19 protein-coding genes are annotated in these 26411 nt (G+C 72.6%); 3 read left to right on the forward strand and 16 right to left on the reverse strand.

Annotated features, from left to right (window positions below; genetic code table 11):
* Window positions 1-199: 199 nt before the first annotated feature.
* The 10 genes from OG440_RS09675 to eccB all read right to left on the reverse strand — a co-directional run bounded on the left by OG440_RS09675 (window position 200) and on the right by eccB (window position 9751).
* Complete coding sequence (locus OG440_RS09675; RefSeq protein ID WP_406006433.1) at window positions 200-1930, reverse strand: hypothetical protein; 1731 nt, start codon at window positions 1928-1930, stop codon at window positions 200-202.
* Window positions 1930-2364, reverse strand: coding sequence for a hypothetical protein (locus OG440_RS09680; RefSeq protein ID WP_406006434.1), 435 nt, complete (start codon window positions 2362-2364; stop codon window positions 1930-1932). Before OG440_RS09680 ends, OG440_RS09675 begins: the two co-directional genes overlap by 1 nt.
* Before the next feature lie 223 nt (window positions 2365-2587).
* The gene (locus OG440_RS09685; protein WP_406006435.1) at window positions 2588-3253 is read right to left on the reverse strand and encodes a contact-dependent growth inhibition system immunity protein; all 666 of its coding nucleotides are present in this window, start codon (window positions 3251-3253) and stop codon (window positions 2588-2590) included.
* 23 nt (window positions 3254-3276) lie between these two features.
* Window positions 3277-3576, reverse strand: coding sequence for an RNase A-like domain-containing protein (locus OG440_RS09690; RefSeq protein ID WP_406006436.1), 300 nt, complete (start codon window positions 3574-3576; stop codon window positions 3277-3279).
* Between the two features lie 60 nt (window positions 3577-3636).
* Window positions 3637-4200: a hypothetical protein gene (locus OG440_RS09695; RefSeq protein WP_406006437.1), complete on the reverse strand. Its 564-nt coding sequence runs from the start codon at window positions 4198-4200 to the stop codon at window positions 3637-3639.
* Window positions 4201-4217: 17 nt separating this feature from the next.
* Window positions 4218-5969 carry an RNase A-like domain-containing protein gene (locus OG440_RS09700; RefSeq protein WP_406006438.1) on the reverse strand — a complete coding sequence of 584 codons (1752 nt, stop codon included), beginning with the start codon at window positions 5967-5969 and terminating at the stop codon, window positions 4218-4220.
* Window positions 5969-6286, reverse strand: a complete 318-nt coding sequence (locus tag OG440_RS09705) for a WXG100 family type VII secretion target (RefSeq protein WP_406006439.1) — start codon at window positions 6284-6286, stop codon at window positions 5969-5971. The genes OG440_RS09700 and OG440_RS09705 overlap by 1 nt, the downstream gene beginning before the upstream one ends.
* Window positions 6287-6341: 55 nt before the next feature.
* Window positions 6342-6761, reverse strand: a complete 420-nt coding sequence (locus OG440_RS09710; protein ID WP_406006440.1) for a WXG100 family type VII secretion target — start codon at window positions 6759-6761, stop codon at window positions 6342-6344.
* A gap of 126 nt (window positions 6762-6887) precedes the next feature.
* A complete protein-coding gene (mycP, locus tag OG440_RS09715; RefSeq protein WP_406011305.1) occupies window positions 6888-8195 on the reverse strand; it encodes a type VII secretion-associated serine protease mycosin in 1308 nt (435 codons plus the stop codon).
* Between the two features lie 29 nt (window positions 8196-8224).
* A complete protein-coding gene (eccB, locus tag OG440_RS09720; protein ID WP_406006441.1) occupies window positions 8225-9751 on the reverse strand; it encodes a type VII secretion protein EccB in 1527 nt (508 codons plus the stop codon).
* A 233-nt stretch (window positions 9752-9984) separates the two neighbouring features.
* Here eccB and eccE point away from each other — a divergent pair, with 233 nt between their 5' ends.
* The 3 genes from eccE (at window position 9985) to OG440_RS09735 (ending at window position 15882) form a co-directional block, all read left to right on the forward strand.
* Entirely contained in the window at window positions 9985-11289 is a 1305-nt protein-coding gene (gene eccE, locus OG440_RS09725; protein WP_406006442.1) for a type VII secretion protein EccE, read from the forward strand.
* A complete protein-coding gene (locus OG440_RS09730; protein ID WP_406006443.1) occupies window positions 11286-12071 on the forward strand; it encodes a hypothetical protein in 786 nt (261 codons plus the stop codon). Before eccE ends, OG440_RS09730 begins: the two co-directional genes overlap by 4 nt.
* Window positions 12072-12393: 322 nt before the next feature.
* A complete protein-coding gene (locus OG440_RS09735; protein ID WP_406006444.1) occupies window positions 12394-15882 on the forward strand; it encodes an SCO5717 family growth-regulating ATPase in 3489 nt (1162 codons plus the stop codon).
* A gap of 108 nt (window positions 15883-15990) precedes the next feature.
* Here the strand turns inward: OG440_RS09735 and OG440_RS09740 are convergent, their stop codons facing one another.
* The 6 genes from OG440_RS09740 to infB form a co-directional block, all read right to left on the reverse strand.
* Window positions 15991-16935, reverse strand: coding sequence for a bifunctional riboflavin kinase/FAD synthetase (locus OG440_RS09740; protein ID WP_406006445.1), 945 nt, complete (start codon window positions 16933-16935; stop codon window positions 15991-15993).
* Between the two features lie 157 nt (window positions 16936-17092).
* Window positions 17093-21064 (reverse strand): trypsin-like peptidase domain-containing protein, encoded by a 3972-nt coding sequence (locus tag OG440_RS09745; protein WP_406006446.1) that lies wholly within the window; start codon window positions 21062-21064, stop codon window positions 17093-17095.
* A gap of 304 nt (window positions 21065-21368) precedes the next feature.
* Window positions 21369-22274 carry a tRNA pseudouridine(55) synthase TruB gene (gene truB, locus OG440_RS09750; RefSeq protein WP_406006447.1) on the reverse strand — a complete coding sequence of 302 codons (906 nt, stop codon included), beginning with the start codon at window positions 22272-22274 and terminating at the stop codon, window positions 21369-21371.
* Window positions 22274-22723, reverse strand: coding sequence for a 30S ribosome-binding factor RbfA (rbfA, locus tag OG440_RS09755; RefSeq protein WP_406006448.1), 450 nt, complete (start codon window positions 22721-22723; stop codon window positions 22274-22276). The genes truB and rbfA overlap by 1 nt, the downstream gene beginning before the upstream one ends.
* A 42-nt stretch (window positions 22724-22765) precedes the next feature.
* A complete protein-coding gene (locus OG440_RS09760; protein ID WP_307165694.1) occupies window positions 22766-23059 on the reverse strand; it encodes a DUF503 domain-containing protein in 294 nt (97 codons plus the stop codon).
* A 185-nt stretch (window positions 23060-23244) separates the two neighbouring features.
* Window positions 23245-26385, reverse strand: a complete 3141-nt coding sequence (gene infB, locus OG440_RS09765; protein ID WP_406006449.1) for a translation initiation factor IF-2 — start codon at window positions 26383-26385, stop codon at window positions 23245-23247.
* Between the last annotated feature and the right edge of the window lie 26 nt (window positions 26386-26411).

The following is a 26411-nucleotide window of genomic DNA, read 5'->3' on the forward strand; positions in this document are numbered from 1 at the left end:
CGACAGGTACCACTGTCGCGACTGGATATCAGCGGCCGACGCATGGGGAGCCAGACCTGCCGAAAGGACGGCCAAGGCCCCTAGAGCTGAACAGACGGCGGAAACCCGTCTTCCGCCTCGTCCCGCGAAAGACGCGCTCCGCCCGCCGCGTCGACTGATCCCTGGCGCCATGCCTCTGTCTGTCCTCACTCTTGTCCGGTCAGTCGGTTGTCGACGCGTCATCGCGCCGTTCGTCACGGCGTGAACGCGGTTTACCGGAGCCCTGGTTGCGCGCGGCCGAACCACGTGCCGCGCGTGAGCCGCCAGGGGCTTCCCCGCCGCTTTTGCTTTTGTTTCCGGGGACTCTCCCCTTTGGCGTTCCGACCACACCGTCAGGGTTTCCGACCGGGCGGCGAGCCCCATGTCCTGCTCCAGCACCCGTCGTCGAGCCGGGGGTCCCGATCACTCCACGTCGACCAGGCTTCTCGCCCGCAGCGCGCGAAGTGGATGCGCCTTCACCGCCGACGACCGTGCCTCGCGGCAACCTGGAACCGGTGGCTCCGGCGGTACCCCCGGTGACAGGCTTCCCGCCCACAACGCCATCGCGCGTACGTCCGGCACCGGTGCGCCCGACGCCCGAACGTCCGGGGGGCGTGGCACCCATGCCGGACACAGATCCGCGTGGGGCGCCGCCAGGACGCCCTGCCGCCGACTGCCCGCCGGTTTTGGGCACCCCGCCGACCACATTGCGACCCATGGGGCCAGTGGTGCGGCCACCGGACTTACCTGCTGCGGCGGTACGTCCCGTCTGCCCCATGGGGCCGGTTCCCGTACGCCCTGCCGAGGTAGCGCCGGGCACACCACCGACACGCCCCTGCGCCGAGGCTGGAAGTCGGCTGCCCGACACCCCGCCGAATCCTGAGGGCCGTCCGACCGGCCCTCGGAGCGCGGGTGGTACCCCGGTGGGGACAAAGGGAGGAACCGCTCCCCCTGGACTTGCGCCGGGACCCGCTGTCGGGTGCGGCACAACGGTCGTCGGCTTCGCCGAATCCTGCGGCGGCACAGTGCCGACGCTGTCGATCTCCGTGCCGACGTGGTGTTCCGGGCGGGTGAGGGGGTCGTCCAGTCCCCTGACGGATGGCAACGAGTCGTCCGGCTGGGACGGCCCGGTCCTGTCAGCCGGCGAATGACTTCGTGCTGCTTCCGAGCCGTTCGTGCCCGTACCAAGGCCGATGTTGCGCTCCCCTGGAGGGGCTGGCGTCTCGTAACCGGGCGGCGGCTCCGGCACCCCCACCGCCGGCATCTCCGGAAACACCGGCTCCTCCGCCAGTTCCATCATTCCGCTCGACACCGTGTAGAACGACGCCAGCCGGTACATCTGGTTGATCGCTTCCTGGCGGTCCTTCTCGGCCTTGACCGCCGCCGTGTACTCCTCGTTGCCCTCGACCTGCTGGGGCGTCGGGATGTCCTCGACCTTCTTGGGGACGAGGCGACTGTCGCGCGGGGGCATCGACTTGCGTACGGAGGCCAGGCCTGAGCTTGCCGCCAGGACCTGGGTGCCCACCTCGTCGGTGTAACTGGCGAGCGCGAGGGCGGTGGTGGTGAGGTTCATGCCCCAGGTGTAGAAGGCTGTGTGGGCCTCGCCCTCCCAGTCGACGTCGCCCAGGTTGCGGCTGAGCTCGTTGGCGGCGTCGTTGATGGCGTCCCGGGCGTCGACCAGGGCCGTGGCCGCGCTTTCCAGGGTCTCCGGGTTCGCCGACTCGACGATGTCGATCATGGCGTTGAGGTCGTAACCCTCGAAGCTGGTCTTGCCGAATCCGCCCGGGCTGCTGAGGGACCCGGGGCTGATGACCACAGCCTTGTTCACGGCGTCGTCCACGCCGGTGTTCTGCTCGACGGCGACCTGGCGCTCCGCCTGATAGTGGTCCGGCTTCTTCTTGTCGCCGCTCATCAGTACCCCGTGCCGCTGTGGTCGGCGTCGTTGGTGCGGTCGGTCTGCTTGTCCAGCGCCTCTTCGCGATCCCGGTTGACCTCGGTGCGGATTTCGTGGAACCGGTACCGGAGATCGTCTTCGAGGTTGTCGAACGTGACGTCCACGCCGTGCACGGCGATCTGCATGGCCTCCAACTGGAGGCCCAGCGACCTGGAGAGGGTCGTGATGCGTTCGTGGACGCGCTCGTACTGGAGGTGCAGCGTCTTTGCCTCCGGGAAGTTCCCCGCACCGAAGGTGTGTTCCGCGAGGCTGTGGTCCGCCACCTTCGCCGAGCCGCCGGCCGATTTCTCGAAGGCAGTAAGCAGGTCGTCCACCCGCTTTTTGAACGTCGAGAGCGCCATATAACCGCGCCGTACGTCGGCGGAGCCCCCGCCCATGTCCGCAGGAATCACGACAGCCACTCTCCCCGTTGTCCGCCGCCCGTCCTGGGCGGCACCGCCCGCGCCTTTCACGTGTTCATGACCGCAACGCAACCACTGTAATGACTCCCTCTGACAGCCCCAACTGCCTTATGCAACAACCGCGTCACCGCTGCTGCGCACGTGGCCCGTTTCTCACGTTCGGGATGATTTTTCCTGCGAGCCGTGGCGGCGGGAGGACCGGCCGTGGGTGCGGTCAGTGCTCGGCCGGGGAGGTGAGCCGGTCGGCGGCCAACGCGAGCCAGCCGCTGGGCGCGTACGGCGCCGGCGGGTCGACCTCCATACCCAACTCGGCGACGGCCACGGCGTAGTCGGACTCGTCCAGGGAGAGCGCGAGCAGCTCGCGCAACTCGCCGACCAGACGGGCCACGAGGTGCCGGTCGGTCGTGGCGCGGTAGTCGTCGACGGCCGCGTCGTGGTCGTCGAACTCGTCCGGCATGTCCTGGGAGAACCAGCCGCCGAGGAACTGGCCCAGTTCAGGGAAGCGGGCGTGCCACTCCCAGTGAGTGGCCGGCACGGCCGGGGGCGGGACCTCGCCCTGTTCGATGCTGTGCCTGATGTGATCGGCCAGGTGGTACAGCCACTGCTGGATCTCGCCCTCGGGCAGACCGACGTCCGGGATCGCGTAGAACTCGCCCAAGCGGAGACGGAGTCGGCCGGGCGGGTTGTCGGCGTACTCGCGCAGCTGACGCTCGGCGACGGCCAGTGCCCAGGGGCGGGTGTGCCAGGTCTGGCGGAGGTAGGCGGTCAGGGCATCGCTGGTCCTGTCGGGGGTGTCGTCCGCCGGCCGGCCGGCATAGGCACGGATCACCTGGTCCAGCTCGCCGTAGCGGCGGTCGTGTTCTAGGGGGCTCAGGGGCACGGTCGGCAGCCTCTACAGGGTTTCTACAGGTAGACGGGGAAGGTGGCGTGAACAGCGAAACCGTGGGGGCGGCTTGTGTCCCGCTGGAGGACCACCCGGGCCGCGCGCACGTCAACGGGCTCCCGGCCAGCCAGCATCATCGCCTGCAGCAGCACTCGCCCCACCGGCTCGGTCCGGGAGGGCCACGATGCCTCGATGGTCAGACGCCGCCGCGTGGATCCGGCCAGCCAGCGATGGATGACCTGCTCATTGGCGGTGACGACCTGCTGGGTGGCCCATTGGGCGGCTTCACGGTCCTGATAGCTGGCAGTGCGGGTGCGCAAGGGGCTTCTCCATCGTGGGCGGAACGGAGGGTCGGGGCGGCAGGGGCGGATCGCGTCACATCAGCGGAATGACCAGACCATCCCGACTTCCGTCTCCGACACGAGCACCAAACCGAAGTCGCAGGTGCGCACGGAAAAGGAGTACCACCGCGAAACTCTCTGATAGTAGTCACGGGTATCGCTGCCGTGCCCGGTGTTCGCATAGAAGTGGGAGCCTTCTGGGAAGCGCGACAGGATGACGCGGGCCTTCGCTTCAAGGTCTTCCTTGCGCTCCTCGAAATCCGGTTCCTTTGTGACATCGATCCAGGGCGTGGAAAGGGCCACGAGGAACCGTACGGCCTGAGAACGCGGGATCTCATGCAGGTATGGCTTCCAGGCGTCCGCCGTAGCGATGGCCTCCGGAGGCATGGCGAAGGGGTAGGACGGTTCGTCGAGCCTTTCGAGTTCGCCGTCCCAGATGTCCACCGTGCGCCAGCCGCGCGCGTCGCGGGTATCGCCGTGCATCAAGGTGGACAGGTCGAGCACCCAGTTCTCGTGCTCCCTGCTCGTCACCTTGGCGATGGTCGCCCGACGCTCGTACATGTCGATCGCATCGGACCATGAACGCTCATCGGCTTCGGCCATCGTTGTCTCCTCACTCGTCATTGGGGCATGGACGTCAGGACTACGAACGGCGGGTCCAGGTTCGGATCGTATTTGAGTACGGTCAGAACGCCGTGAGCGTCCTGTGGCGCCGTCGCCCGATCGTTCACGACCGGCGCCGTGCGCCCTGTCACCGCCGGAATCCCCAGAGGCCCCGAGGGCACCGCATCCACGGAGAAGTCCTGCTTTTCACCCGGAACCGGAGGAGGCGGACCTGTAAGCCACTTGTCGATTTCTGCCGTATTGCTACGGACATTGTGCTGAGTGTAATACTGCGCCGATTCCAGGTCGGTGAAGGAGGAAGCCGCAGGAATATCGACCTTCCCCGCCCCGGTCGCCTCGTCCCGCAATCGCTGGGTCAGCTGGGCGTCCGTCAGACCTACATGCTTGTCGATGCTGTGGCCGCCGCTCAGTTCCTCCTCCGTGGCCAGGTCGATGGAGTACTTGTAGGGGATCTGGCTCTCTGTGCGCTGCCAGATGTGTTCCTTCTTGAAGTCGTTCAGGGAGCGTGCGCCGTACGCCTCCGCGCGGGCCGCCTCCGCACGGAACGTGGGCACACTGAGCAGTGCCTCGTCGAGATCGGTCTCCAGTGTCTTCAGCGTGGTTGCGGCGTCGCTGAAGGCCTGGTGATATTCCTCGACCGCCTTGTCGGCTGCCCCCTTGTCCATGTGTGAGCGGAACGTCAGCACGATCTCGCCGAATGCCATGGTCGCCGCGAGCCGGGTCAGCTCGAACAGGTCGAGGCCGGTGGTCAGGTCCTTGACGGTCGCCTTCGCGGCCTCTTTGCCGAGTCGGGTGGTCGTCTCCGCAGTCTTGAGACGGACGTCGGCCAGATGGTCGAGACTCTCCTGCACGGTGGTCGCGGTCTGGCGGAGAATCTCGATGATGGGCCGCTGCTTCGCCGGGACGACGCTGCGGTTCGTCTTCCAACTGCGTCCCATGGAAGCCCGGTTGCCCTGGGCGTCGTAGGTCCTGCCCCACTCGGTGGTGCCCCAGATGGTCTGGCAGAACGCCTTCATCGCGCCCTGCCACTCGTCGTTGCCCTTGTTGTTGGTGATGAACTTGATGGCACCGTTGAAGTTGTCCGACGCCGCCTTCGCGTCCTTCTCGACCGCGCGCCAGGCCGTGGCCATGCCCTTGAGCTCCTCGTCTCTGGCGCCCGGGGTGATCTCGTGCATCTTGCCGAGATTGAGGCCGTGCTCGATCGCGGGCCGGATGACGTCGGCGAGGAAATCGGGAACCTCGCCGAGGATTCCGGAGATGTCCCAGGAGTCCGCGTCCTCCCCGGTGCCCGACCACTTGATGTCGTTGACCGGGCCGTATCCGGGTTGCCTCTCGATGACGACGGGCGGCGGCTTCTCGACAGGCGGCGGACCGTACATCTTGCGGGCGGCCCAGTCGGCCTGGGTGTACTTGTTGGCGGTGTCGGTCAGGCCGACGGCGACGCCGCCCACGCTGACCACGCTCTTCGCCCAGAGTTCCAGGAACTTCTCGTTCACCGACTTGTACGCTGCGGCGAAGGAGTCCGCGCCCCAGCCGGTTCCGGCCGACTGACTGTACTGGTTCAGCACGTCGACGAGGGCCCTGGCGCCCTTGTCGTAGTCGAACTGCCCGTCACGCACCACCAGCGCGGTGTAGTGCACGTGCTGCGGTTGTAGGTCGAAGCCGCCGCCGCTCGTTCTGGGCGAGCGGGTGCGGGCGTCCGACCGCTCCTGTGCGCGTTGCTCGTCGCTGGGCCGCCCGTCGGCCATCAGGCACCACCCCAGCCCCGCAGCACCGCGAGGTGTGCGGCCGCGTAGTTGGTGTGGCCCGTGGTCACGTACTCGTGCAGCCACTTCTGGGCCGCTTGCAGGTCCTGGGCCGAGCGGTCCCACTCGTCGAGTTTGTCGACGAAGACCTCGCGCGTCTCGCCGCGCCAGGACAGCACGACGGGCACGACCCGGTCGTAGAGATCGTCCAGCTTGCCGTTGAGCTTCTTGAGGATGTCCTCCAGATCGGCGGCCAGCACCTCGAGGGTGGCGAAGGAAACGGCTATGTGGTCGTCGTCGGGTGCGGTGCCGGTCGACATGACTCCCCCTGTGTTCGTCTCGGCAACTGCGGTGCGGAACTGCGGTTCGAACGGGTCACAGGTCGTCGAGGCTGCTCCGCGGCGGCGCCGCCGGTGCGCCGGTGTTCGGCGTCGACAGTCTGTCCACCTCGCTCCCGACGTCCACCTGGATCCGCCGCATCCGGGCGAGCACGTCGAGGTCGTCCTGGGAGAAGCCGTCCCGGCTCAGCCGTACGGCCTCCTCGATCAGCTTCATCACTTCACGGATGCGTACGGCGTCCTCGGCCGCCGCGCGGTGGAAGTCGCGGTACGCCGACGCCGCCGGGCCGCGCCAGCCCGCCTCGATGCTGTCGACGACCGCGTCCATGCGTCGCACCTGCTTGTCCAGGTGGTCCTGCATGTCGTCGAGGTCGTCGGCGAGTTTGGTGAGGTCCTCCGCGGACACCTTCAGCTCGGGGCCGCTGCCCTGTCCGGAGCCCGCTCCGGGCACACCCATCCCGTACCTCCGTCCCCCCGTGTCGCAGAGGCGTGACACGTCGCTTGCGGTTGCGATGATCCTACAAATCGTTGGTGACTGCACGTGTGAACTCACGCCCGGGCGCGGTGAGATGGCCGCCGGCCCCTACTCCGCCCCCACGACCCTCCGCGCCCGTCTCCGGGCGTCGCGGATCGCCACCGCCGTGCCGCCGAGAGCCGCCACCAGGACCGCCGCCGCGACGACGGCGTAGGTGGCGAGGCGGGTGTTGCGCTCGTCGGGGGTCTCGCCGGTGTGGAACTTCGCGGGGCTCGGGGCCTCGGCGCCGCCCAGGCCGTCGCGGGGGCTCGGGGACTCGATGGGCCGGTCGTCCTCGGTCAGGGCGCGGACCGGGTCGACGACGCCCCAGCCGACGAGTCGGTCGTGGCCCGCGATGGTGCGTTCCGCGGTCTGCTCGATCTGGGCGACGATCTCGCGCGCGGTCCAGTCCGGGTGACGCGCCTTGAGCAGCGCCGCGACGCCTGCCACGTACGGCGCCGAGAAGCTCGTCCCGTTGTCGGAGCAGTGGCCGCCCTGGGGGACCGTGGAGACGATGTCGACGCCGGGTGCGGCCACGCCCACGAAGTCGCCGGACTGGGAGAAGGAGGCGCGTTCGTTGTTGCGGTCCGAGGCGGCGACCGCCAGGACGCCCTCGTAGGACGCCGGGTAGGTCTCCTTGACGTTGCCGCCCAGGCCGTCGTTGCCCGCCGACGCGACGACCACGACGTTGTGGTCCAGGGCCTCGTCGACGGCGCGCTCCAGGTCGGAGGTCGGCCGGACCGCGTCGGACGTGTCCTGGGAGATGTTGACGACCCCGGCCCCGGCCCGAACGGCATAGCGGATCGCCTCGGCCAGGGAGTCGGTGTCGCCGTGGCCCTCGGCGTCGTTCTGCTGGATCGGGATGATCGTCGCCTCGGGGGCGAGCCCCACGAAGCCGGTGCCGTCGAGGGGGCGGGCCGCGATGATGCCGGCGACCTTGGTGCCGTGCCCGACGGTGTCCGTGGTGCCGTTCTCGGCGCCTCGCTCGATCGGGTCGCCGTCGTCGTCCTTGAGGTTCTTCGGGAGAAGGTTGCGGCCGGCCTTCGCGTCCACCGCTTCGGTGAGCTGCGGGTTCTTCACGTCCACGCCCGTGTCGATGACGGCCACCCGGACGCCCTCGCCCTTGGAGCGGCTCCACAGCTCGTCCAGGAGGACCCGCTGGAGGGCCCAGGGGCGGCCCGGGTACTCGCCGTTGGGGAACGCGCACTGGTCCGAGTAGGGCAGCTTGTCCGCCGCCTGCGCGGGCGGTGCGAGGACCGTGGCCGTGCCGAGGAGGGCCGCGGTCACCGTCAGCGCGGTGCGCAGCAGTGGGGTCGCCGTGCGCGGTCCCCGGGCCTTGCGCGGCGCCCGGGCCGTCCGGGTCGTACGAGGCGTCATCGCCGTCCGCAGCACCGTCGTCCTCCTCCTCACGAGCCCTGCGGCTGGCGGGCCGCCGCCGTCGACAGGCGGGGGCCGGTGGGCAGGAACTCCGACCAGGCGGCCGGGATCGGCGCCGGGTCGACGTCCTTGTAGCCCAGCAGGGTCTGGGCCTGCCGGGCCTCCTGTTGCTGCTGTTCGCGCTGCTCGGCGGTGGTACCGATGCCCGCGTCGTCCGTCGCGCTGTCACCGTTGGACTGCAGGACGTAGCGCAGGCCCGTGTCGGTGACCAGGAAGACCGGGCCGGCCTTGGTCGCCTCGCCCTGGAACTGGCGGTAGAGCTGGCCGGAGCCCGGCGTCACATAGGCGCTGGACGAGCCGGTGGGCAGCTTGGCCGGGAAGTCCGTGCCCACCCAGGTGCTCAGGGTGGTGGCGCCCGTGCCGGAGTTCACGCCGCGCAGGACGTTGCAGATCGTGCTGCGGCTCCCGGCGTCCCCCGACGCCTCGTTGACGGGCTCGGGGTCGCCGGTGGGCCAGCGGTGCTCGGTGCCGAACGCCTCGCCCGGCACGATCGCGCCGGGGCTCAGCTCACGGGCGTGCCCGGCCTGGCCGAGGGGCGCCAGCTCCTCGCTGAACAGGAGCAGTTGGGCGACGAAGGCGGACACGGGAGCGACCCGGTCGCCCAGCACCACGTAGTACTGCTCGGTGTTGTTGTCGAACGCCTTGAGCACCATGCCGACCCGGTCGGCCGACGTGTCCAGCTGGCCCGGCGCGCCGGCCGCCTCGCCGGGCTGTCCGGGGATGTCCGGGAACGCGATGGGATCGCCCTGGTGCAGGGTCGCCATCCATTCCGACGACACCCGTTGGGGTTCCCGGCCGGAGCCGACCACCGCGCGCAGCAGCAGCTCGTCGGTCTTGCCGACCGGGTACGCCGTGCCGGCCGCGTCCACGACGTAGCGTCTGCCGTCCGGGTCGGCCACATAGAGCAGCTGGCCGTCGTGCAGACGTCCCGCGCCCTCGGTCGCGTCCTTCTCGCGGGCGGCCAGGACCAGTGCCGCCTTCTGGACGGAGTCCCCGCCTCCCGCGCCGGGCCGTTCGCAGACGACCCATCGTTTCGCCTTGCCCGCCTCGGAATCCGAGGGCAGCCGGTCGGGGGCGTACGGGATGCCGACGGTGACACCGTGCGGGATCTTGCCGCTGTCGAGGACGGACTCCGAGACGGTCACCACCTGGCCCTGCCCCTCGTCGAGGAGCAGTTTGGCGGAGGCCATGTTGAGGACCGGGTGCAGCTGGACCTCGTCGCCGGTCCGCAGCACTACATAGCGGGTGGTCGACTTGCTCGCGACGATCACCTTGGCGTTGGGCGTGTCCCAGCCCTTCGGCGCGGTCGGCCGGAACATGCCCCACGCCCCGAAGACGGCCATGACGAGCACCCCCACGATGATCCCGGGCAGGATCGAGCGCAACGGCCGCGGTGCCCCCTCCTCCGAGCCGTCGGGCGACGGCTGGAGGAAAGCCGCGAGCATCCGGCGCTTCGCGAAGGTGTAGGCGTTGAGCTGGTCCCGCCGAGATGCCATCTGTGCCCGTCTCTCCCCGTTTTCCGGCCGATCCGCGTGATGCGCGTGATCCGCGACGCGGTGGGCCGGCTCCCCGTCTCCGATGTCAGAGCGGCCACCTACTATGCCCGGTAACCATGGGGACTTGGGGAGCGGGTAGGGTTCCCGGGCCGTCGAGTGCCCTGTGCGGTGCTGGAACACGGGCGGTTCGTGAGCGGAACGGGGGGGACGCGGTGAGGGTTTCGGGAACGGGCGTGCGCTCCGTCGGGCGGTCGCGGACGCGGGGTTCCTCGACGACCGGTCCGCTGCCGCCCGAGCGGACCGCACGGCCGTCGGCACCGGGCGCCCCGCATCTGCGGACGCGCACGGGACAGGCCGGGGCATTCCGTCTGCAACGCCTCGTGCTGCTGGAGATCGCGGCCGCCGTCCTGCTCGTCGGCTGGGTGAGCGGTCCCGTGGTGTTCGTGGCGGCGGCGGTGGTCGCCGCCCTGCTGGTGGCTCTCGCCTTCGTGCGCCGTCGCGGCCGTTCGGTTCCGCAGTGGCTCGCCACGGCGAGGGAGTTGAAGACCCGTCGGCGGCTGGCGGCGCGGCTGGAGATACCGCCCGGGACGGAACCGGGGTTCGCGCCCGCCGTGGAATGCGATCCCGGGCTGCGGACGTACACGTACAGCGGCCGGGACCGGCGGCCCGTGGGGATCGTCGGTGACGGCACCTTCGTCACCGCCGTTCTCCAGGTGGAGGCGGACACGGCCGCGATGCGGGCCGAGCGCGGCCGGCAGCCCCTGCCGCTCGCTCTGGTGCGGGACGCCCTCGAGGTGGACGGAATCCGGCTGGAGTCCGCCCAGATCGTGCTGCACACCCAGCCCGCGCCCGCTCTGCACCTGCCCCCGCAGTCCGTGGCCGTGGCCAACTACGCGCCTCTGCAGGAGCAGACCGGAGCGCCGGCGGTCCGCATCACGTGGATCGCCCTGAAGCTGGATCCGGAGCTCTGCCCGGAGGCCGTGGCCGTCCGCGGGGGCGGTGCGGTCGGGGCGCAGAAGTGCGTCGTCCGGGCGGTGGACCATCTCGCGAGCCGGCTGACCGGCGCGGGATTCCGGGCGACCGTCCTCGACGAGGAGGAGCTGACGGCCGCCATCGCCACGTCCGCGTGCGCCAACCCGCTGGTGACGGCGGAGGCCGGGCGGACCGGGACGGTGGAGCGGCGGACCGAGGAGACCGGCCGGAGCTGGCGCTGCGACAACCGCCGTCACACCACGTTCTGGTTGCGCCGGTGGCCCGCGCTGGGCGGCGACGGCCCGTCGCTCCCGCAGTTCGTCGCCCTGGTCACGGCCGTTCCCGCGCTCGCCACCACGTTCAGCGTCACCCTCGCACGCGGTGACCGACAGGAGGTGTCCCTGTCCGGGCACATCCGGGTGACGGGGCGCAGCGACGACGAACTCGTGGCGGCCCGGCGGGCGGTGCGGGGCGCGGCCCGGCACACCGGCGCCGGTCTCGCCCGTCTCGACCGGGAGCAGGTGCCCGGCATGCTCGCGACGCTGCCGCTCGGAGGTGCTCGGTGACGACGACGACCCGTGGCGCCTCCGCTTCCGGCGAACCGGAGCCGTCCGCCGGCCGGCCCGGACGCCTCTCGCCGCGCCCCTCGCCGCGCAGTGGCTTCGGCCTGAGGGGGCCGCGGCACGGCCGGCACTCGGTGTCCGCGGACCAACTGGCCGCGCTCGCGCTGCCCATTGGGGACGACGGTGTCGTCATCGGCGTCGGTGCCCGGGGGCGGCCGGCCGTGCTGGGCATCAACCGGCCCACGCCGTACGACGTCGTCCTGATCGGCGGGCTGTGGACCGCGCAGGTCCTCGCCCTCAGGACGGCGGCGACCGGGGCCCGGGTGGCCGTGGAGACGGGACGGCCGCAGGCCTGGGTGCAGATGGTGCACGCGATGGGCGGCGGGCAGAACGGGCTTGCCGTCCACGAGGTCGGCCGGGTGCCTCCGCAGGGCGCGTCGGCGGGCACGCCGGTGCTGGTGGTGCGGGACTGCGGGATGCGTCCGCCGCGCGGCCGGGTCACCTCGGGGCCCTGGCAGTCCGTGCTGACGCTGCTGCCGTATCTCAGTCCGGTCGCCCCGCGGTTGGTCCGGCAGGCCCGGCTGGTCGGCGTACAGCGGATCTCACCGGACGAGGCCGCGGAACTGGGCCGCGCGTTGTCGCTGTCCCGGGAGGACGTCGAGGCGTTGCCCACGCTCGCCGACGGGTTCACCTTGTGGTGCGCCGAGCGCGACCGGCAGTACGTGATGACGCAACCCACGGATGCGGAGATCGGGTTGCTGGGCACACCGAGACGGATGGACTGACCCGGCGGCTTCTCCCGCCGCCCGTGCGGCACTTCGGCCGTTATGACCGTTTGGCGAGTGACCTGAAGCATGTGTGCGGCCCTTTCGGGGGCTGCCTGACGTGGTGGACTGATGCCGACGGGTGGGCGGCCCTGCCGAGGTGGGCTGTCCGATGATTAGGCTGGTACGGGGCGCGAGGCCGGAAACCGTGGGGTGGACGTCGGCGTCTCCCCGGGGGAAAGCCGCATCGGACGACGTCAGACGGCCTCGAACCACTCAAGCACGACAAGCGAACGGTCGCCCCGGCACGGCATGAGGGTGCTCGACCACATCAGGAGGAATTGTGAGCAGCGATCGGGACGGGAACCGCGGGGGCTGGGCCACACCCGGCGATGACCAGCCCGACGCGGAGTCCTCCGTGGAGGCGACGGGCGAGTTCACCATCGACTACGCGCCGCCGGCTTGGTACACGCAGAACACGGGCGGCGGTTCGGGTCCGGCACCGGGCGCGGGGCCCGGGACGACACCCGGGGCAGCTACCGGCTCGGACGCCGGCACGGGCGTCGGCCCGGGGGCGGGGTCGGGGGCGGTGCCGGCAGGTACGCCCGGAGCTCCGTTCGCGCCGCCGGCGCCGCCCACGCCGGAGGCTCCGTTCGGCCAGGCCCCGCCACCGGCGGTGCCCGCGCCTCCCTTCACACCGGCTGCGCCGCCGGTAGCGCCTGTACCTGCGCCCGCGCCTGCGCCCGAGGCTCCGTTCGCTCCGGCCCCGCCGCCGGCAGTGCCCGCGCCTGAGGCTCCGTCCACCCAGGCCCCGGCGGCGCCCGCGCCTCCGTTCGCCCCGGTTGCGCCGCCCGCGCCGGACGGGGCATTCCCCCTGGCCGCGCCCGGCGGACCGGTCACGCCCGCGACGCCTCCCGCGCCTCCCGCGCCGCCCACTCCGTTCACTGCGCCCGTTCCGGCGGCGCCCGCCACGCCTCCCGGCGCCGGGCCGGTCGCCGTGCCGGGCCTTCCGGCGGGCAGCGGATTCGAGCCGCAGTCTCAGCCGCACGGGCAGCCCGAGGTCCCGTGGGGAGCCGCGGGGGCTTCGGCGAGTGGCGAGGAGAGCGGTTCCGGAAACGGGGACCTGGAGAGCGGTGCGACCATGCGGTTCTCCGCGGCCGCCCTCAAGCGCGAGATCGCGGAGCACGCCGCCGCCGTACAGGCCGAACCCGACGGGCCCGCGCAGCAGGAGGGCGAGGTCGCCCCTTCTCCGTCGACCGGCGCCGCGCCGTCCGAGGACGCGAACGCGACGGATACGGCGGACGCACCCACCGACGGGAATGCGACGGACGGCAACGAGGCAGCGTCCGCCGACCCCGCCGAGGACGCGGTCGACACCGAGGGCGAGTCCGGGGCCGAAGTCCGCACCAACGGTACGGCCGACGAGCCCGGCACCGCACCAGCCGAGGAAGGCGTCGCCGCGACTCCCCCGGGCGACGAGCCGGCGCCCCAGGACGCCGAGGCCGTGACGGGCCCCGCATCCGACGACGACGCCGTCATCGAGGACGCTGCCCCGCAGCACGACTCCGCCGCCGAAGGACCCTCGGACGCCGACCCCGCCGACCCCGCGGGCCCCGTCGAGCCGCAGGTCAGCGCGCCGCAGGACGCCGTTCCCCCTGCGCAGCCCGCCTGGACCCCTCCGCCGGCCCCGCAGGGCGAGCTGCCGCCGCTGCCACCGTCGTACCAGCCCGCGGCACCCGCCCCGGCGGCCCAGTGGCCGGCACAGTCACAGCCCGCCGACGCCGTGGCGCCCGCACCCGCGCCTGGCCAACAGCCGCCCGTCCACGCGCCCGTCCAGCCGCAGGCAGCCCCGCCCGCGCCGGTCGGCTGGAACCCGCCGGCTCCGGAGCCGGCCCCGGCCGCACCGCAGCCCGGTTACGGCTTCCCGCAGCAGCCGCCCGCCCCGGCCCCGGCGGCCCAGCAGCCCCCTGCCCCGCAGCCGGGCTACGGCTTCCCGCACCCGGGCGGCGCTCCGGCGCCCGCCCCCGCACCGCAACCGGCTCCTGCGGCACCCCAGCCGCCCGCCGGCTACGGCTTCCCCCACCCCACCGACGCACCGCCCGCCCCCGGCGGCTACGGCTTCCCCCAGCCCCCGGCGCCGCAGCCCCAGGAGCCCCAGCAGCCGCAGGCCCCGCAAGCGCACCCCGGCTTCCCGCACCCCGGCTTCCCGCAGCCGGGCATCCCGCAGCAGGCGGACGGGCAGCCCCCGGCACCCGCCCCCCAGGGATTCCCGCAGGGAGCCGCGCAGGGCTTCCCCGGGCAGCCTCCCCAGCCCCAGCCCCAGTCGCCGGTACCGCACGCCGCGCAGGCCCCGCACGTGCCGGCCCCCGACGCGTCGCAGGGCCCGCAGCCGCATCAGCAGCACCAGCCGCCCGTCGACCCACGGGCCGGTGCCGCCTGGCCGCAGCCGATCCAGCACGACCACCGGCAGCCGGTCAACCCCGGTGCCGCCCCGCTGGGTTACACGGCCGCCGTGGAGCTCTCCTCCGACCGACTGCTGAACAACAAGAGGCAGAAGGCGAAGAGCGGCCGGCCCGCCGCCGCTTCCTCCCGCTTCAAGCTCGGCGGCAAGAAGGAGGAGGCCGAGCGGCAGCGCAAGCTGGAGATGATCCGCACGCCGGTGCTGTCCTGCTACCGGATCGCCGTGATCAGCCTCAAGGGCGGCGTGGGCAAGACCACGACCACCACCGCGCTCGGCTCCACCCTCGCCACCGAACGCCAGGACAAGATCCTCGCGATCGACGCCAACCCGGACGCCGGTACGCTCGGCCGCCGGGTCCGGCGCGAGACCGGGGCCACGATCCGCGACCTCGTCCAGGCGATCCCGTACCTCAACTCGTACATGGACATCCGGCGGTTCACCTCGCAGGCGCCGTCCGGCCTGGAGATCATCGCCAACGACGTCGACCCGGCCGTGTCCACGACCTTCAACGACGAGGACTACCGGCGCGCGATCGAGGTGCTGGGCAACCAGTACCCGATCATCCTCACCGACTCCGGCACCGGTCTGCTCTACAGCGCCATGCGCGGGGTGCTCGACCTCGCCGACCAGCTGATCATCATCTCCACGCCGTCGGTGGACGGCGCGAGCAGTGCCAGCACCACGCTGGACTGGCTGTCCGCGCACGGGTACGCCGAGCTCGTCTCGCGGTCCCTCACCGTCATCTCCGGGGTGCGCGAGACCGGCAAGATGATCAAGGTCGACGACATCGTGTCGCACTTCGAGACCCGCTGCCGCGGTGTCGTCGTGGTGCCGTTCGACGAGCACCTGGCCGCGGGCGCCGAGGTCGACCTCGACATGATGCGGCCGAAGGTCCGGGAGGCGTACTTCAACCTCACGGCGCTGGTCGCGGAGGACTTCATCCGCCATCAGCAGCGCCAGGGCCTGTGGACCAGCGACGGCAACCCGCCGCCGGTGGCCGCCCCGCCGCTGCCGGGCCAGCAGGTGCCGGGCCAGCAGGTGCCGGGCCAGCCGGCGCCCGGGCAGCCGTATCCGCCGCAGACGGGGCAGCCGTACCCGCAGGCGCCCCAGCCCGGCCCCGGCGGGCCGTACCCCCCGCAGCAGGGGCAGCCCCAGGGTCAGCCGTATCCGGAGCAGCAGCCGGGCCAGCCGTATCCACAGCAGCCCCAGCCGGGACAGGAGCCCTACGCCCCGCAGCCGCCACAGCAGCAACAGCAGCAACAGCAGCAACAGCACCCGGGGTATCCCCCGGCCGCCTACGGCTACCCGCAACACCCCCAGGCCCCTCAGGCCCCCCAGGCACCCCAGCCCGGGCAGCCCCCGCAGCAGTGAAGCGACGAGAGCGGCAGCAGTGAGAAACGCCGAAGGGCGGCCGGTGTCCCGGGACACCGGCCGCCCTTCGGCCGTTCTTCGGTCGAACCCCCGACGGGAGAAGGCGGGTTACTCCGCCGCCACCAGCTCCTTGCAGCGCTTCACGTCCTCGGCCATCTGCTCCAACAGCCCGTCCAGCGAATCGAACTTCGCCTGGCCGCGCACGAACGCGAGGAAGTCGACGGCGACGTGCAGGCCGTACAGGTCGAGGCCGACGCGGTCGATCGCGTACGCCTCCACCGTGCGCTCGGTGCCGTCGAACTGCGGGTTGGTGCCGACGGAGATCGCGGCCGGCATCGCCTCGCCGTTCACGTGCAGCCAGCCCGCGTAGACGCCGTCCGCCGGGATCGCGGTGTGCGGCAGGGTCTCGACGTTGGCGGTCGGGAAACCGAGTTCCCGCCCCCGCTGCGCGCCGCGCACCACGATCCCCTCCACCCGGTGCGGGCGGCCGAGGATCTCCCCCGCACCCGCGACATCGCCCTCGGCGACCAGCCTCCGGGTCAGCGTCGAGGAGAACGGCTGCCCGCCGCCCGCCTCACCGCACAGCACCAGGTCGACGACCTCGACGTCGAAGTCGTACACCTTGCCCTGGTCGGTGAGGAACTCGACGTTGCCCGCGGCCTTGTGGCCGAAACGGAAGTTGGGGCCCTCGACGACCGCCTTGGCGTGCAGCTTGTCGACCAGGACCTTGACGACGAAGTCCGCAGGGGACAGCTTCGAGAACTCCGTGGTGAAGGGGAGGATCAGCAGCGCGTCCACCCCCAGTTCGGCCATCAGCTCGGCGCGACGGTGGTGCGGGGCGAGCAGCGGCGGGTGGCTGCCGGGGCGGACGACCTCGCTGGGATGCGGGTCGAAGGTGACGACGACGGCGGGAACGCCCAGGTCACGGGCGCGATCCACGGCATGCCGGATGATCAGCTGGTGCCCGCGGTGGACCCCGTCGTAGGAGCCGATGGTGACGACGCTGCGTCCCCAGTCCTCGGGGATGTCCTCCAAGCCACGCCAGCGTTGCACTGTGACCGCTCCTCGAACCCGTGTCCGTATCCACCATTGCCTCTTGCGCAGGACTAAGGGTGCCATGCCGGGTGCTTCCGGCCCGCATCGACATGGAGGCTGTGACCCGACCCACGTGAGTCGGGCCACAGGGACGACCCCTCACGGAGGCGACGCGTCACGCGGGCACCCGTGCCCCCGCCAGGTTCTCGATCGTCCGGCGGGCGCTGGGGCCGACCACCGCCGCCCACTCCCCGGGCGCGTCCGTGAGCCAGTCCACCACCCGCGCGGCGAAGCCCGGGACGTGCCGGGCCGACTCCACCAGACCGCGGTCGAAGCGGGTCGCGCCGTCGGGGGTGCGGACCATCAGGAGACCGGTGCGGTGGACGAGTGCGCGCAGGTCCTCGCCGTCGCGCCCGGCGGCGCCGTGCAGGACGGCGTCCAGGACCTCCGGGGAGCGTTCGCGCAGGAGGAGGTGCTCCAGCAGTTCGTCCCGCAGGGGGCGGGACCTCGGGGCGCCGGGCGCCGCCAGCACACCGGCCAGCGCGGCGCGCACACGCTCGGGCCCCCCGTCGTCCAGCAGGCCCGTGACCAGCGGCAGGAGGACGGCCCGGGCGGCGGGGCCGTGGTCGAGGCGCCGGTCGACGTACGCGGCGACCTGTCCGGCGGCCTCCGGTCGCCGCTCCACTACCTCTCGGACGAGAGCGGCGACCCGCTGGGCCAGGGCGGGCGGGGTGACCTCGGCGAGGGCGCGCAGGACACTGCCGGTGTCCGCGCGGTCGGGGCCGCACAGGCGGGACCGGAAGGCGTCCAGGACCGCTTCGGGGTGCGTGCCGAGGGCGGTGAGCAGCGCGGCCGGCGGCAGGCGCGGGTCCCCCGCGGTGAACCGCTCCAGCGCCTGCGGCAGATGCCGGGCGCGGGTCTCGGGGTCCCGGACGAGGAGGGCGAGCGCGCCACCGTGCAGGGCGTGGTCGGCGGGCCGGGCCAGCAGGACGAGCGCCGCGTAACGCAGCAGCCGGTGGTCGGCCTCCGTCCGGATGTGCGGGGCGGCATGCAGTCCGTACGTCATCGCCGCGGTCCGCCGGGCCGGCCGCCCGTCGTGCGACCAGCGGTCGACGGCCCGGCACAGCGCGGACGGCTCCTCCTCCGCCAGGACGGCGAGCAACTCGTCGGCGCGGGGGTGCCCGCAGTCGACGAGGGCCTCCGTGAGGTCGTCCGAAGCCCGGTGCCGGTGGGTGTGCAGCAGCGCCTGCGCGGCGGTCGCCACGGTGGCGTGCGGGGTCGCGGGCAGCGGCCGCTCGTCGTCGAACCAGCGGGTGAGACAGGGCTGTACGGCGGTGGGGTCGGCGGTGAGGAGCCCGGCGACGGCGTCGAGGTAGCGCGGCCCGTCCGCGTCGTGCGGGGCGCCGTCGGCGAGGACGAGACGGCGCAGCAGGTCGAGGCGGGCGTCGGAAGCCAGGACCAGCCCGGTCCAGAAGGCGGGGCCGAAGTCCACGAACCGGCCGTGCGCCTGGGCCCCCGCGCCGATCAGATCCGCCAGCAGGCGCAGGACGCCCGTGTACGGCGTCGCGTCCGGAACGCGCGACAGGGTCTCGGTGAGCAGCCGGGCCGCCCACCACGAGTCCGGGTCGGCGTCCAGGGCGTGGACCAACTCCCGCAGCCGTAGCGCGAGTCGGTGCGGGCCCTGCTGACGGCCGAGGAGCAGCAGGGCCTCGACGACGGGACCTGCCCGGTGGTGCGGGACGGGCAGCGGATGCCCTCCGTCGGTTGCGCGACGGCGGTGCACCAGGGCGCGCAGGGCCTCGTCCAGGTCGAGGTGGACGCCCTGGATCCAGTCGGCGAGTTCCTCGTGGGCGAAGCGGTAGCCGCCGCCCGCGGGCACGAGCAGGCCCTCGGCGAGGACGGCGGACGCCCACCCGGCGCCGCCACCGAGGCGGGCCGGCGCCGGGCCCCAGGGGAACACCGCCTCGAACGACGCCCGGTCCAGTTCGCCCTGGCCCGGCCCGAGACTGCGGCGGGCGGCCTCGTGCACCTGGCCGGCGACCTTCGCCGCGAGACGCCGTACGGCGCTGCCGCGCAGCCCGTTCTCGGCGGCGAGGCGTACCGCGACCCGCAGACACATCAGGTCGAGGTACGCGGACAGCACGTCGTCGCGGTCGACGGGCGCGGGGGCCTGCGGGCCTGGGAGGGCGGCCCAGACCTCGGAGAGGAGACGCAGGGTGAGGGGGTGCCGGTCGTCGGGGGCGGCGAGGACGCCCTCGGGTACGCGGTAGCGGGCGCGGGCCTCGCGCGCCTCGTCGGCGGTGAGGTCGCCGAGGCGGACGCAGGGCGGGAGCGGGTCCCCTGCCGTCGCGGCCCCGTGGAGCAGCTCCGGCGGGAACTCCGCGCCGGCCCGCTCCCAGTACTCCCCGCGGCAGGCGACCACCAGCCGGGTGCCCGTCTCCCGCAACCAGTCGACCGTGCCCTCGGTCCACTCGGCGAGCCGGTGCGCGAGGACGGGGGGCATCTCCTCGGGTCCGTCGAGGAGCAGCAGCAAGGGGCGTCCGACGGTCCGGGCGAGGCGGGCGAGCCGCTCGGGGGTGACGTCACCGAGGCCGCGGATGCCGGACGGCCCGCTCGGATCGGCGCCCGGCGCCCGCCCCGCTACCGCTGCCGCGCCTGCCGCCGAAGCCGGACCCGACGCCATGGCCGAGGCCGGGCCCGAAGCCGCCACGATGCGTGCCGCACGGTTCAGTGCGCGACGGGCCGCGTCGGCGAGGGAGTCGTCCCCGGCCCTCAGGTCGGCCCCGCGCAGCCACAGGGTGGGGGCCGGCCGTGCGCCCCGGTCGCGGCGCGCGGCGAGGGCTCCGAGTGCCGTCGTACGGCCGCTCCCCGGTGCGCCGACGAGCCCGAGGACGACCGCCGGGCTCGTCTCGAAGGCGGCGAACTCCTTTGCCGGGACATCACGTTCGATCGGTTCCGCAGGGGCGACGAAGGAGCCGGTCGCGGTCTGGCCGAGGGGGCCGGACAGCGCACCGGGCGGGCCGTCCGACCCCACGGAGGTAGCGGTGAGTTCGAGGAGACCGGCCAGGTTGAGGTCGGCGCCGTAGGCGGGCACGGTGGCCGCGTTACGCGCGAGCAGCTCGGCCAGCGGACCACCGGCCCGCATTCCCGGCCCCGGCCCCTGCCCCACCCCTGGCTCCGCCGCCGCCCACGGCCCGGCCCCTGTCCCGGCCCCTGTCCCGGTGGTACCGCCACCGTAGAGGCCGACGCCCAGGTCACCCGCACCCCTCAACGCCTCCCCCGCACCCGGGGGCGGTCCTTTCGGCGGCCCACCGTCGCTCATGTGGTCGCTCGGCGGCAGGCCGCCGGGGGTGCCGCCGGCCGGGGAGGGCACCCCGGTCGTCGGGATGTCGTCGTGGGGCGGGACATCGTCGGGCGGGACGTCGTCGGGCGTGGGAATCCGGGGGCGCAGCGGTACCGCGAAGCCGGTCTCCCGGTGGTCGGACCGGAGCGCGGTGCCGAGGACGGCGACGACCGCGCCGGTCTCGGCGTCGAGGACCGGTCCCCCGGCCGCGCCACCGCCCAGCCGCAGCGCGTCCCGGCCCGCCGTGCCGATCGCCAGCTCCAGGGCGCCGTCGAGGAGGTGGAAGCGGTCCGTCGCCGTGTACGTCACCGACGCCACGTCCAGGACCCGCGCCTCGCGCCAGCAGCCGGCGGCCAGCCGGACGTACCGGCCGGTCTCGACACCGTCCCGCACGGTCACCGGCAGCGGGATCCCGCCGAGCCCCTGGGTGCGGACGAGGGCCAGGTCGAGCTCCGGGAGAGGGGTGACCGCGTCGGCGGTCACGACGCAACCGCGGTCGCCGGCGGCGTGGAGGACGAGCCGGGGCAGGCCGTCGACCGCCTCGTGACTGGTGATCACCGTGCCCTGGTGGTCGGCGACGAACCCGGTGCCGCGCGGCCGGCCGGCGAGGTCGCTGATCCTGACCAGCGAGGCATGGCCGTCGGTGGCGAGGTCCGGGGCGAAGGCGGCGTTGCGGGGGTCAGGGACCTCCGGGGGACCGAAAGCATCCGGGGGATCCAGGGGGCCCGGCTGTTCCGCCGGGCGGCTCCGGGTCGCGCCCCGCGAGGAGTCGTGCCGCGGTGTCCGCGGGCTTCGTCCCGCCATCGTCGTACCTCCCGCCGCGCCCGCGTGCCCTGGGTCCGACGGTAGGGGCGGGATGATCAGCGGGACAGATCACGGCACGAACGCGCCCCCCTGCACTCCCCGGGTTCACTCCGAGCGCCTGCCCGGACGGGTGAATGAACGAGGGCCGCTGGATACACCCTAGGGGTGGGGGAACCGAGGGGGGACCGTGGAGCGGCGGCGCAGCACAACCCCGTGTTCGCCGCTCCACGGGCACCCGGGTTCGCGGCACCACGCGACCCGGCACCACGCGACGCGCGCCGACGCGTGCCGCGTCTCGAATCGCTCAGCCGAACACGGCCAGGCTCTTCGCCTTGCCCTTCTGTTCCTCGACCAGGGCCAGGAACCGGCCCTCGGGGTCGAAGACGGCCACGGCACCCGTGCCCACGTACGCGTCGGGCATCTCCAGGCGTACGCCGTTGGTGAGCAGCTGGGCCCGCTTGGCGTCCACGTTCCAGCGGGGGAACGCGGCGGTGGCCGCCTCGGCGATCGGCATCACGCCGAACTCCTGCTGGAGCTGGTCGAGCGTCTTCGCCGAGTCCAGATTGTAGGGGCCCACGCGGGTGCGGCGCAGAGCGGTGAGGTGGCCGCCGACGCCGAGGCCGGCCCCCAGGTCGCGGGCGAGGGCCCGGATGTAGGTGCCGGAGGAACAGACGACGGACACGACCAGGTCCAGGACCGGGGTGCCGTCCTCGGCGACGGCGTCCCGCACGTCGTACACGGAGAAGGAGGAGACGGTGACCGGACGGGCCGGGATCTCGAACTCCTCGCCGTCGCGGGCCCGCTTGTAGGAGCGGACTCCGTTGATCTTGATGGCGCTGACCTTGGACGGCACCTGCATGATGGCGCCGCTCAGCTTGGCGATGCCCGCGTCGATCGCGTCCCGGGTGACCTTCGAGGCGTCCGTGGACCCCGTGATCTCGCCCTCCGCGTCGTCCGTCAGGGTCGTCTGGCCCAGCCGGATCGTGCCCAGGTACTCCTTCTCGGTGAGCGCCAGGTGCCCGAGGAGTTTGGTCGCCCGCTCGATGCCGAGGACGAGGACGCCCGTCGCCATCGGGTCGAGCGTGCCGGCGTGGCCGACGCGGCGGGTCTTGGCGATCCCGCGCATCTTGGCCACGACGTCGTGCGAAGTGAAGCCCGACGGCTTGTCGACGATGACAAGGCCGTCGGGCGGGGTCTGCTTGTGGTTCATCAGGCGGAGTCGTCCGTCTCGTCCTCGTCACCGGGCTTGCGGTACGGGTCGGCTTCGCCGGCGTACCCGGCGCCCGCGGACACCTCGCGGACCTTCTCGTCGGCGGCACGCGCCTTGTCGAGGAGGTCGTCGATGGTGCGGGCGTTGTCCGGCAGGGCGTCGGCGACGAAGGCCAGCGTCGGTGTGAACTTCACGCCCGCCGCACGGCCCACCTCGGAGCGCAGGACGCCCTTGGCGCTCTCCAGGCCGGCGGCCGCGGCCGCCCGCTCCTCGTCGTCCCCGTACACCGTGTAGAAGACCGTCGCCTCCCTGAGGTCACCCGTCACCCGGGTGTCCGTGATGGTGACGTGGGAACCGAGCCGCGGGTCCTTGATCCCGCGCTGCAGCTTCTGGGCCACCACCTGCTGGATGAGGTCCGCCAGCCTCTTGGCGCGCGCGTTGTCGGCCACTGGTCCGTCTCCCGTTCTTTCTTCTCTTGCGTTGTCGGTCGGTCAGTCGTCTTCACCGTGGAAGCGGCGCCTGACCGACAGCAGCTCCACCTCGGGGCGCCCGGCGACCAGCCGTTCGCACCGGTCCAGTACATCGGTCAGATGCTCCGCGTCTCCGGAGACCACGGCGAGACCGATCCTGGTCCTGCGGTGGAGGTCCTGGTCGTCCACCTCGGCCGCGCTCACCGCGAACTTGCGCTGGAGCTCGGCGACGATCGGACGGACGACGGAGCGTTTCTCCTTCAGCGACCGTACGTCGCCGAGGAGGAGGTCGAAGGACAGAGTCCCCACGTACATGTGTAGCCGGTTCACCCGCCGGTACGGGATCGATGGCCCTGCCCGTCCATGGGACAGGGACATCAAGAACGGTACAACGATCCGGGCGGCGACTCGACGGGGTTTCACCTCGCTCATGCGTCCGCCGGACGCCGTACCGGCCGGCGGGGAACGATCCCCCGCCGGCCGGTACGGACCATGGGTGCTTACACCCGCGGCTTCTCCCGCATCTCGTACGTCGCGATGACGTCGTCGATCTTGATGTCGTTGAAGTTTCCGAGGTTGATACCGCCCTCGAAGCCTTCGCGGATCTCGGTGACGTCGTCCTTGAAGCGACGCAGCCCGGAGATGGTGAGGCTCTCCGCGATGACCTTGCCGTCGCGGATGAGGCGCGCCTTGGTGTTGCGCTTGACCTCGCCCGACCGGACCAGGACACCGGCGATGTTGCCCAGCTTGGACGACTTGAAGACCTCGCGGATCTCCGCCGTGCCGAGCTCGACCTCTTCGTACTCCGGCTTGAGCAGACCCTTCAGGGCCGCCTCGATCTCCTCGATGGCCTGGTAGATCACCGAGTAGTACCGGACGTCGACGCCTTCGCGCTCCGCCATCTGCGCCGCGCGGCCCGCAGCGCGGACGTTGAAGCCGATGACGATGGCCTCGGAGCCGGTCGCCAGGTCGATGTCCGACTCGGTGACCGCACCGACACCGCGGTGCAGGACGCGGATGTCGACCTCTTCGCCGACGTCGAGCTGGAGCAGCGAGGACTCGAGAGCCTCCACCGAACCGGACGCGTCGCCCTTGATGATGAGGTTGAGTTCCTGCACCAGACCGGCCTTGAGGGCCTCGTCCAGGTTCTCCAGGGAGAACCGGACTCCGCGCCGGGCGAAGTTGGCGTTGCGCTCGCGCGCCGCGCGCTTCTCGGCGATCTGACGTGCCGTGCGGTCCTCGTCGACGACGAGGAAGTTGTCGCCGGCGCCCGGGACGTTGGTGAGACCGAGGACGAGGACCGGAGTCGAGGGACCCGCCTCTTCCACGTTCTCGCCCTTGTCGTCGAGCATCGCGCGGACACGGCCGTACGCGTCGCCGACCACCATGGTGTCGCCGACCCGCAGGGTGCCTCGCTGGACCAGGACGGTCGCGACGGCGCCGCGGCCACGGTCGAGGTGGGACTCGATCGCGATGCCCTGCGCGTCCTGCTCCGGGTTGGCCCGCAGGTCGAGCGAGGCGTCCGCGGTCAGGACCACGGCCTCCAGCAGGCTCTCGATGTTGAGGCCCTGCTTGGCGGAGATGTCGACGAACATCGTGTCGCCGCCGTACTCCTCGGCCACCAGACCGAACTCGGTGAGCTGACCGCGCACCTTGGTCGGGTCCGCGCCCTCGACGTCGATCTTGTTGACCGCGACCACGATCGGCACGTCGGCCGCCTTGGCGTGGTTCAGCGCCTCGATCGTCTGGGGCATCACACCGTCGTTGGCCGCCACCACGAGGATCGCGATGTCGGTCGACTTGGCACCACGGGCACGCATGGCGGTGAACGCCTCGTGACCCGGGGTGTCGATGAAGGTGATCCTGCGCTCTTCGCCGTTGACCTCGGTGGCGACCTGGTAGGCACCGATGTGCTGCGTGATGCCGCCGGCCTCACCCGCGATGACGTTCGTCTTGCGGATGGTGTCGAGCAGTCGGGTCTTACCGTGGTCGACGTGACCCATGACGGTCACGACCGGCGGACGCGCGACGAGGAACTCCTCGCCACCCTCGTCCTCGCCGAACTCGATGTCGAAGGACTCGAGCAGCTCGCGGTCCTCCTCCTCGGGGCTGACGATCTCGAGGACGAAGTTCATCTCGTCCGCGAGGAGCCGCAGCGTCTCGTCGGAGACGGACTGCGTGGCCGTGACCATCTCGCCGAGGTTCATCATCACGCCGACGAGCGACGCCGGGTTGGCGCCGATCTTCTCGGCGAAGTCGGTGAGCGACGCACCGCGCGACAGGCGGACGGACTGTCCGTTGCCGCGAGGCAGCATCACGCCGCCGACCGACGGGGCCTGCATGGCCTCGTACTCCTGGCGCCTCTGCCGCTTCGACTTGCGACCACGACGCGCGGGACCGCCGGGACGGCCGAAGGCGCCCTGCGTGCCACCACGGCCACCGGGACCGCCGGGACGACCACCGAATCCGGGACGGCCACCGCCGCCACCGAAGCCGCCACCGCCGCCGGGGCCACCGCCACCGGGACGACCGGCGAAACCGCCGCCGCCACCCGGACGGGCACCGCCACCGGGACCTGCCGGACGACCTGCGAAGCCGCCGCCACCGGGACGACCGCCGCCGCCGGGACGACCGGCACCGCCGCCGCCACCCGGACCACGGCCGCCGGGGCCACCGCCGGGACGCGGGCCCGCAGCGGGACGCTGCGGCATCATGCCGGGGTTGGGACGGGGACCGCCGCCGGGACGCGGACCGCCGGGGCCTGCGCCCTGCGGGCGGGGCATGCCGCCCGGAGACGGACGCGAGCCGCCCGGAGACTGCGGACGAGGACCGCCGCCCTGGCCACCGGGGCCCTGCGGACGGGGACCGGCGCCGGGAGCGCCACCGGGGCCGCCGGGACGCGGGGCGCCCTGCGGACGGGGCGCCTGCGGGCGCGCCATACCGGCGTTGCCGCCGGACGTGAAGGGGTTGTTGCCCGGACGCGGACCCGAGGGACGGGCACCGCCGGGACGCGGGGCACCGGCGCCACCGGGGCGCTGGCCCTGCGCGGCGGCCGGACGCTGGCCCTGACCGCGGTCACCACGGTCACCGCGGTCGCCGCGGTCCTGGCCCTGACCGGGCGCGGGACGGCCACCGGGACGGGGCGCGCCGGGGCGCGGACCCTGGGAGGCCGGCCTCGGGCCGGACGACTGGGCCGGAGCCGCGGGGGCGGCGGGAGCGGCCGGCGGAGCGGTGAACTCCGGGGCGGCCGGGGCCGGACGCGGCGCGGGCTTGGGACCGGGACGCGGGCCGGAAGCCGCCGGCGCGGGGGCCGAGGAGGCGGCCGGAGCCGCGGGGGCCTCCGGAGCAGCCGGGGCCGCGGGCGCCTGCGCCACGGGGGGCTTGGGGGCGGCCGGCCGCGGTGCGGCGGGGCCCGGACGGGCACCCTGCGCCGGGGACGGCGCACCGGGCCTGGGGGCTGCCTTGCGCGGGGCGGGCTTGCCGCCGCCCTGGAAGGCGTCAGTCAGTTTGCGGACAACGGGCGCTTCGATGGTCGAAGACGCCGAACGGACGAATTCACCGAGTTCCTGGAGCTTGGCCATGACGGCCTTGCTCTCCACCCCGAACTCCTTGGCGAGTTCGTATACCCGGACCTTAGCCACTTCGCTCCTTTTAGGTCCGGGTGTGT

Source organism: Streptomyces sp. NBC_00637 (genome assembly GCF_045161545.1).
Classification (GTDB): Bacteria; Actinomycetota; Actinomycetes; order Streptomycetales; family Streptomycetaceae; genus Streptomyces.

Coding starts and splice junctions, on each gene's coding strand:
- OG440_RS09760 (WP_307165694.1), bottom strand. CDS start 23,059: ATGTACGTGGGGACTCTGTCCTTCGACCTCCTCCTCGGCGACGTACGG.
- OG440_RS09745 (WP_406006446.1), bottom strand. CDS start 21,064: ATGGCGGGACGAAGCCCGCGGACACCGCGGCACGACTCCTCGCGGGGC.
- OG440_RS09675 (WP_406006433.1), bottom strand. CDS start 1,930: ATGAGCGGCGACAAGAAGAAGCCGGACCACTATCAGGCGGAGCGCCAG.
- OG440_RS09695 (WP_406006437.1), bottom strand. CDS start 4,200: ATGGCCGAAGCCGATGAGCGTTCATGGTCCGATGCGATCGACATGTAC.
- OG440_RS09705 (WP_406006439.1), bottom strand. CDS start 6,286: ATGTCGACCGGCACCGCACCCGACGACGACCACATAGCCGTTTCCTTC.
- OG440_RS09710 (WP_406006440.1), bottom strand. CDS start 6,761: ATGGGTGTGCCCGGAGCGGGCTCCGGACAGGGCAGCGGCCCCGAGCTG.
- truB (WP_406006447.1), bottom strand. CDS start 22,274: ATGAACCACAAGCAGACCCCGCCCGACGGCCTTGTCATCGTCGACAAG.
- mycP (WP_406011305.1), bottom strand. CDS start 8,195: ATGACGCCTCGTACGACCCGGACGGCCCGGGCGCCGCGCAAGGCCCGG.
- eccB (WP_406006441.1), bottom strand. CDS start 9,751: ATGGCATCTCGGCGGGACCAGCTCAACGCCTACACCTTCGCGAAGCGC.
- OG440_RS09700 (WP_406006438.1), bottom strand. CDS start 5,969: ATGGCCGACGGGCGGCCCAGCGACGAGCAACGCGCACAGGAGCGGTCG.